Source organism: Cyanobium sp. N5-Cardenillas, from assembly GCF_024345515.1.
In the GTDB taxonomy this organism is placed as follows: domain Bacteria; phylum Cyanobacteriota; class Cyanobacteriia; order PCC-6307; family Cyanobiaceae; genus Cyanobium.
In genome coordinates, this window is the sequence record NZ_JAGQBG010000160.1 from 1 (window position 1) to 7,307 (window position 7,307).

Sequence of the window (7,307 nt, forward strand, 5' to 3'; positions counted from 1 at the left end):
GGTCCGGCCTTGACGCCGAAGGTGACCATCCGGGTGGCACCGTGGTGGCCGGGGTCGAAGCGGGGGTGAGCACTGAAGGCCTCACCCGGCTTGAGGACCCCACCCAGCAGGCTCAGGCCCCGCGTCTCGAGGCTGAGCGGATCCAACGCATGGGGGGAGCTGGCTTCCCAGAGCGCGAGCAGCTGGTCGCCAAGCCGCACCACATGGGTGTTGGCGATGTTCTTGAGCCGAAGGTCGAAGGCATTGGCCAGGACCCCACCCGGCTTGGGTGTGCCGAACACCCCCCGGTACAGATAGGTGCCGGCCTTCTCCTCGGCCAACCAGCCCTCGGTGCGCACGAAGCGGTTGCTGAGCTGGGCGCCGCCGGCAGTGAACCGCAGGGCGGTGATCATCCCGTCGCCGTCGAAGGGGTGATGGACCCAGTGCCCCCCCCGTTCCAGTCGGCCGGGTCCGTTGCGATAGAGGGTGCCGTTCAGCTCTGCCGGGATGCTGCCCCGGGTGGCCGCCAAGGGCACATCAGTGAGCTCCTGGCTGACATTGCCGAAGGAACTGGCCCAGTCGGAACGGTCGTAGGCAGGCGAAGCCGCGCCAGCAGGGGAAGCAACGGTCATCGGGTCAGCCCACAGGAAGAACAGCGCCGGGCGCTGATCCGATTATCACGTAACGGAGTATGAAGGCGTGGGCGCCCGTCCCGACCTCACGCCTCGCAGGGCAGCTCCACCGGCGGGCAGGGGGGCTGGGAAACCGCACAGGGGGCTGACTCGGCGACTGTCGGGAGGCAATCGGCAGCCTGCGCCGGAGCAGCCGCGGCGATGGTGGCGGCGAAGCCGGCCACAAGCACAAGGAAAGGTCGCATGGGGTCAGGACGCATCGCAGAATGCTAGTCGCCACCAGCCGGATTGCCTCCAGTCCCGGCCCGCTCCAGCACGCCCTTGCTGCTGGGCACCGCACCGCCGCGGCGGGGATCGATCTCCACCGCCTGATCAAGGGCGCGGGAAAACGCCTTGAAGCAGGCCTCGACGATGTGGTGGGAGTTCACCCCAGCCAGCTGGCGGATGTGGAGGGTGAGGCCAGCGTTGTTGGCCACCGCCACGAAGAACTCCCGCACCAGTTCGGTGTCGTAGGTGCCGATGCGCTGGGCGGGGATGGCCAGGTCGTAGCTGAGGTGGGGCCTGCCGGAGCAGTCGAGCGCCACCTGAACCAGGGCCTCATCCAGGGGAGCCAGGAAGTGGCCGAACCGCCGGATGCCGCGCCGGTCCGCCAGGGCCTGGGCAAGGGCCTGCCCCAGCGCAATCCCCACGTCCTCGTTGGTGTGGTGGTCGTCGATGTGGGTGTCGCCCCTGGCGGTGATCTCCAGATCGAGCAGGCCATGGCTGGCGAGCTGGTGGAGCATGTGGTCGAGAAAGGGGACGCCGGTGGCCACCTGGCAACGGCCAGTGCCATCCAGATCAAGCGCGACATGAACGTCCGTCTCGCCGGTGACGCGATGGATCTCGCCGGTACGCGGTGGGCCGGTTCGCGAAGTGCTGATGGTCACGCGGGCTAAGGCGACGGGCCTGATCCGAATCATGCCAAAGCCCTGGCGGCCACGCCCTGACGATCGGACGCGCCCATGGTGTGGAGCGCTACGGCATGGGACCGCCGGGGATGGTGGTGTGGGCCCTATGCCGACCTGTCCCATTGCCGTCCTCGACCAGCTGCGCGCCGGTCACCAGCGCTTTCTCGACGGCCATTCGCTCCACCCCCACAGCGATCGCCTGCGGATGCTGGAGGTGGAAGCCGGCCAGAGCCCCGTGGCAGCCGTGCTGGGCTGCGCCGATTCCCGGGTGCCGGTGGAGCTGCTGGTCGACACCGGCTTCGGCGATCTCTTCGTGGTGCGCAACGCCGGCACGATGAGCACGGTGGCCGCGATTGCCTCCCTGGAATACGCCGTCAGCCACCTGGGGGTGCCGGTGATCGTGGTGCTGGGCCATGCCGCCTGCGGCGCGGTGGCGGCGGCCTTCGACCGGGAGCTCAGCCTGACGCCGAGCCTGGCCCAGGTGGTGGGCCAGCTGCGCATGGAGCTGTTCAGCCTCGGCGGCGAACACAACCTGGAGGAGGCCTGCCGCCACCACACCCTCAATGCCGCCCGCAACCTCGTCGATTCCAGCGTGATGCTCACCGACCGGATGCGATCCGGACAGCTGCAGGTGGAGGCGGCCTACTACAACCTGCACACCACCAGCATTGAGTGGATGGGCGCCGTGATGGCGATGCGGCAGATGTAAGCAGTTCGTTGCTCTGTGGACCACAGGGGATCGGCATTAAGCCAATTCCGGTCCCAAGACTTCATCCAGTTTTGAAAGAATCCGATTCACCCTGCTCTCCCAGGTCTGGGCCTTGGCAAAGGCCACCCGTTCAAGGAACTTCTCCAGCGCATCCGCAGCCAGCTCTTCATCGATGGCCTCAAGAAAAGAGCCGGGATCCCCTTCGATCCGGATCAGATGACTGGCCAGCTCCAGCCCTTCCACCGCAGACGACACCACTGGCTTGCCACTGGCAATGTATTGAAAGAGTTTCAACGGACTCATGGATCTGGAGAAAGGCGTATCGAGGTGGGGGATGAGGCAGAGGTTCATACGCTTCAGCTGCTGAGGCACCTGGTCATTGGGGACACTTCCCACCCACTCGACGTTTCCGAGCCCAAGCAGTCCTGAGTCAGAAAGCCGACGATTCAATTCCGGACCCACCAATAAAAGTCTGCAGTGAGGGCGCTCCCGGGCGATCCTGAGGAGCAGATCGATGTTGGTGCGGTCCCAGAATGTGCCGACATAACCCAATACCGGCTGCGGGCCGCAAGGTCGAAAATCGGAGGGATCAGCCAGGAAGGAGGCGTCAACGGCTTGATCGATTCGGACGCAGGGCGCCTGAACCGAAAACTTCTCTTCATTCGCCTTCGACGTGACGACGATCAAATCAAACATCGAGCCAAGACGCGGATATTGGTCAATGGCAAAGGGATAGTACCAATCATTTTTATCCACCAATGTAAAGTCATCCACAATCTGCGAGATTCTTGCTGCAGCAGGCACCTGGCGCACAAGCTCATCAACAATAGGATGGGCTGGAAACAACCAGAGCAGCGTATTTTTCTCTCGAAATCCGTAGGATCTGATTAATCTTCTGAGGCGGAAGTGCTCCAGTCTAAGTTTCAATCTCGAACCAAGGCTCCGAAGCTGCAAGGATGAAGATCCACGGGGCCGCCAGTACAGACGTAGGACGGTGAGCCTGTCGGAAATGACCTGCCTCGAGGTCGCCAGAGTTTCTCCTTTGGATGAGGGCAGGACGACAAGAACCTGCTTGACAGAGTCGAGGCGACTCAAGGTCAAGGCAATCTGTTCATAAGTGCGGCCAAAAACCCCCCAGTCATCACCAAACCAGAAAAGCAGGACATGGGTAAGACTTCCATACTTCACGTCGCTGCGGCGTGGATGTTGTTGGCTCATGGCGGACAACTAACTGCCAGCTCAGGAAAGAATCCACCCATAAACCCTTCCCCTTCGCGTCTTGGAACTAAGGTAGCATCGTTGCAGGAAAAGAGCGAACGAACATTTCCCCAAGCAACCAGATTCAAGCGCCTTCCCAGAACTGCACATACAAACCAGGATACAATCCTGCCCCGACAAATGAAGTCGCTGAAGGTTGGCCGCTGACATGTCCCCCAGAAGTGACGCGGCAGGCCAGCGATCATGAGATCGGTCACGACAGAGCGATTGACATCCTGCTTGACAAGCCCCTGCTGACGAAGCCGTTCCTCGCCGAGATGATGAACGCCAACCCGACCCCTGTCCTTGATCGACGGGATCACGGAAGGACAGACGATGCTTGGCTTGCGGCACATCTCGACGACTTCTAAGCTGTCCGTCATCACGACTTTCCTCCGAGCCCTCAGGTGGCGGGCAATAGCTCTCAGGCTTTGGTCAGGGCTTCCCCCTGAGGCATCCGTGTGCCGAATGTGCCAGCAGTCGTCGGCGCCAGGGATCAGGTTCAGCTCGTTCATTTGACCCATCACGACCTGCTTGAAAGTCTCATTCAACCGAAGGACGCGGAAAATCCGATTGGCATAACGCGACAGATAACGGCAAACAACAAACGTGTCCCAGGGCCCAGCCTGGAGTGGATCAGAGGCTGTCGTCAGGAATCCATCCTTCACCAACACATCAGATGCCAACGGGTTTCCGGTGATGCAGCTGGCATACCGCGCTGGAACCACCCGGCCACAGCCACCTTCAGGCCCCAGAAAAGCCGATTCAGACGCGCGAGTCATCTGGAAATAGCTTTCGAACGCATCACTCCAAGAATTATGCGTCCAATCCACACACAGAGTGGCGTTTAGACGCTTGGCAAGATCGCAGCAATAACCCAGAGCCTGCAGGCGATTACCCAGGCCAGCCATTCCCTTATTGACGATCGTTCGTTGCTTCAGTACCACCAAAAGATCTTCCAACAGCAAGAAACTTTGCTGGCGTCACCGCCTCACATTCCCGTGATGCAGTAACCCGCATCCACGTAGATCACCTGGCCGGTGATGCCACTGGCCAGCGGACTGGCCAGGAAGGCGGCGGTGGCGCCCACCTCGTCCTGGGTGACGGTGCGGCGCAGGGGGGCCTTCGCCTCGACGTTGTGGATCATGTCGAGGATGCCGCCGATGGCCGAGCTGGCCAGGGTGCGGATCGGCCCGGCGCTGATGGCGTTCACCCGCACCTGCTGCTCGGGGCCCAGTTCCGCCGCCAGGTAGCGCACCGAGGCCTCCAGGGCCGCCTTGGCCACCCCCATCACGTTGTAGTTGGGGATCGCCCGCTCGGCGCCCAGGTAGCTCAGGGTGATCACGCTGGCCCCCTGGCTGAACAGGGGCTTGGCGTGGCGGCACAGCGGCGCCAGGGAGTAGGCGCTCACCTCCAGCGCCCGGGCGAATCCCTCCGGACTGATGGCACTGAAATCCCCCACCAGCTCGTCCTTGCCGGCGAAGGCCAGGCAGTGGATCAGCACATCCAGCGTCCCCCACTGCTCGGCGATGCGCTGGAACAGGGCCTCGATCTGGGCTGGTTTCTGCACATCCAGGGGCTCGAACAGGGTGGGGTTCAGGGGTGCGGTGAGCTCCCGCACCTTGCCCTCGAAGCGGCCCCGGTCGTCCGGCAGGTAGGTGATGCCCAGTTCGCAGCCCGCCGCGGCCAGCTGCTGGGCGATGCCCCAGGCGATCGAGCGGTTGTTGGCGATGCCGGTGACGAGGGCCTTCTTGCCGCGCAGATCAAGGAGCATGGGGAGCAGGGCGCCGGAGGGCGAGGGGATGCAATCCGGCGATTCTCCCGTACACATGGCGATTCCTCCCCTGCCCTGGCCTGACCCCGGCGGTGACCTGGCGCTGCCGCCCTGGCCCGGAACCGCACCCGCCGCTGCCCCGCTGCTGGTGCTGCTGGATCGACGGAAGCCGCAGGTCCAGGCGCTGGTGGCACCCCTGGGGGAGCTGCTGAATCCAGACGAACGGCAACGCCTGCGTCGGCTGCGGCGCCAGGAGGATGGCGAGCGGTTCCTGCTCGGTCGGGGGGCGCTGCGGTTGCTGCTTGGCGGGTGGCTGGGGTGCGATCCCGCCGATCTGGTGCTGGGAGCGGGGCCCCATGGCAAGCCGGAGCTGCTCCCCCAGGCGTCGGGGGGGCCGGGCTGGGGAAGACGTCCCCCCCAGTTCAACGTGTCCCATTCGGGGGATCTGATCCTTGTGGGCTTTCACCCCCAGCGGCCGGTGGGGGTGGATGTGGAGCAGCGACGGCCGGTGCCGGAGTGGGAGGCCATCGCCAGGCGCCATCTGCCAGCTGAGGAATCGGAACGGATCCGGGGCCTGCCGGAAAGGCGGCGCGGCGACAGCTTCCTGGCCGCCTGGTGCCGGCTGGAGGCGGGCCTCAAGGCCAGGGGGCTGGGCCTGTTCGCTGGAGCGCCTGCCGACGGGCCGCCAGGCCGGAACCCGGAACTCTGGCCCCTCCTCCTGCCGGAGGGGTACGTGGGCGCCGCGGCCCTGGCCTGAAGCGTCAGGAACCCCCGTGCTGGGACTCCTCCGGTTCCTCCAGGTCGTCGGGGGTGAGGGGCAGCCCCAGCAGCTGCTTTTCGGCCCGCCGGATCGCCCGCGGGTCGCTGAGCAGGTCGGGCTCCTCCAGCAGGGGCAGCACCGGTGGCCGGTGCTGCGCAGCGGTGCGGGGCGGCGGCTCCCAGACAAAGACGCTGTCGGGGGCCCGCTGGCGACAGAGGCCCTCCGCCTGGCGCCGCAGGGCCAGCCGCACCGGCCCCCGCTCCTGGGCCTGGAAGAACTCCTCCCGAGCGGCCAGCCCGAAGCTGGTGGGGGCCGGCCCGTTGCCCCCCTGAAGCCGGGCCGCATCGGGAAGCCAGCGGGGCCGGCAGACGCCGGGACGGCTGGTGTCGGTCTCGATCCAGATGTGCAGACCCTTGCCGCCGGGCCGCGTCACCACGGCCAGCCCATCGTGGGGCTGGTGCCGCGGCAGGGGGTACACCCGGCCACTCGGGCGCTGCTCGGCCGGCACACAGCCGGCCAGCAGGATCGCCGCCAGGGGCCACCCCAGCAGGGGCCTTCCCAGCGGACCGCGGACCAGCGGGCAGAGGGGCGGCACAGCAAAGGCAACACGATCACGGCGATGATCCTTACCCGGCGACCCCATCCGCTCTGCAGCAAGGGCGGCAGATCCACGGTCCTCACCGCCGTCACCAAGCTGGCCCCGGGTACGGCCGCTGAACAGGGGAAGTGCCGTCGGCCTGGTTCGGAACCGCAGGCTTAATGTTGCCGCCATGCAAGTGCCCCCCTTCAGTCTCAGCGAGCAACTGCACCAGCTGGGAGACGCGCTCGATCATGCTGTCCTGGAGGTCCTGCGCAGCGGCCAGTACATCGGGGGGACCACCATCAGCGGTTTCGAGGCCGCCTTCGCCGACGCCTGCGACGTCGCGCACGCCATCGGCTGCAACAGCGGCACCGACGCCCTGGTGCTGGCCCTGCGCGCCCTGGGCATCGGTGCCGGTGACGAAGTGATCACCAGTTCGTTCAGCTTCTTCGCCACCGCCGAAGCGATCAGCGCCGTCGGCGCCACGCCGGTGTTCGTGGACGTGGATCCGGACACCTACCTGATCGATCCGGACGCGATCGGCGCCGCCATCACCCCTGCCACCCGCGCCCTGATGCCGGTGCATCTGTTCGGCCGGCCGGTGGCCATGGAGCGGATCATGGCCATCGCCGCCGCCCACGACCTGCGGGTGATCGAGGACTGTGCCCA

10 protein-coding genes are annotated in these 7,307 nt (G+C 65.4%); 3 read left to right on the plus strand and 7 right to left on the minus strand.

The genetic code is table 11. The features are described from left to right. The 3 genes from KBZ04_RS12325 to hisB all read right to left on the minus strand — a co-directional run. Positions 1-611 (minus strand): carotenoid oxygenase family protein (locus KBZ04_RS12325; protein ID WP_254992208.1); only part of this gene is annotated, 611 nt, incomplete at its 3' end. A gap of 86 nt (positions 612-697) precedes the next feature. After that, positions 698-856, minus strand: a complete 159-nt coding sequence (locus KBZ04_RS12330) for a hypothetical protein (protein ID WP_254992209.1) — start codon at positions 854-856, stop codon at positions 698-700. A 24-nt stretch (positions 857-880) separates the two neighbouring features. After that, positions 881-1,570, minus strand: coding sequence for an imidazoleglycerol-phosphate dehydratase HisB (gene hisB, locus KBZ04_RS12335; RefSeq protein WP_254992210.1), 690 nt, complete (start codon positions 1,568-1,570; stop codon positions 881-883). Between the two features lie 94 nt (positions 1,571-1,664). On the opposite strand from hisB, the gene KBZ04_RS12340 reads away from it, so the two are divergent. Continuing rightward, complete coding sequence (locus KBZ04_RS12340) at positions 1,665-2,267, plus strand: carbonic anhydrase (protein WP_254992211.1); 603 nt, start codon at positions 1,665-1,667, stop codon at positions 2,265-2,267. 36 nt (positions 2,268-2,303) lie between these two features. On the opposite strand, the gene KBZ04_RS12345 is transcribed toward KBZ04_RS12340, so the two are convergent. From KBZ04_RS12345 to fabI, 3 genes are read right to left on the minus strand one after another with little or no spacing between them, the layout of a single operon-like run. Beyond that, a complete protein-coding gene (locus KBZ04_RS12345) occupies positions 2,304-3,485 on the minus strand; it encodes a glycosyltransferase (protein WP_254992212.1) in 1,182 nt (393 codons plus the stop codon). Continuing rightward, the gene (locus KBZ04_RS12350) at positions 3,482-4,486 is read right to left on the minus strand and encodes a hypothetical protein (protein WP_254992213.1); all 1,005 of its coding nucleotides are present in this window, start codon (positions 4,484-4,486) and stop codon (positions 3,482-3,484) included. Before KBZ04_RS12350 ends, KBZ04_RS12345 begins: the two co-directional genes overlap by 4 nt. 29 nt (positions 4,487-4,515) lie before the next feature. After that, the gene (fabI, locus tag KBZ04_RS12355) at positions 4,516-5,298 is read right to left on the minus strand and encodes an enoyl-ACP reductase FabI (RefSeq protein WP_254992214.1); all 783 of its coding nucleotides are present in this window, start codon (positions 5,296-5,298) and stop codon (positions 4,516-4,518) included. A gap of 55 nt (positions 5,299-5,353) precedes the next feature. Between fabI and KBZ04_RS12360 the strand changes: the two genes are divergently transcribed. Beyond that, positions 5,354-6,055 carry a 4'-phosphopantetheinyl transferase family protein gene (locus tag KBZ04_RS12360; RefSeq protein ID WP_254992215.1) on the plus strand — a complete coding sequence of 234 codons (702 nt, stop codon included), beginning with the start codon at positions 5,354-5,356 and terminating at the stop codon, positions 6,053-6,055. 4 nt (positions 6,056-6,059) lie between these two features. On the opposite strand, the gene KBZ04_RS12365 is transcribed toward KBZ04_RS12360, so the two are convergent. Then, positions 6,060-6,653, minus strand: coding sequence for a hypothetical protein (locus KBZ04_RS12365; RefSeq protein WP_254992216.1), 594 nt, complete (start codon positions 6,651-6,653; stop codon positions 6,060-6,062). Between the two features lie 175 nt (positions 6,654-6,828). Between KBZ04_RS12365 and KBZ04_RS12370 the strand changes: the two genes are divergently transcribed. Further along, positions 6,829-7,307 (plus strand): DegT/DnrJ/EryC1/StrS family aminotransferase (locus KBZ04_RS12370; protein WP_254992217.1); only part of this gene is annotated, 479 nt, incomplete at its 3' end.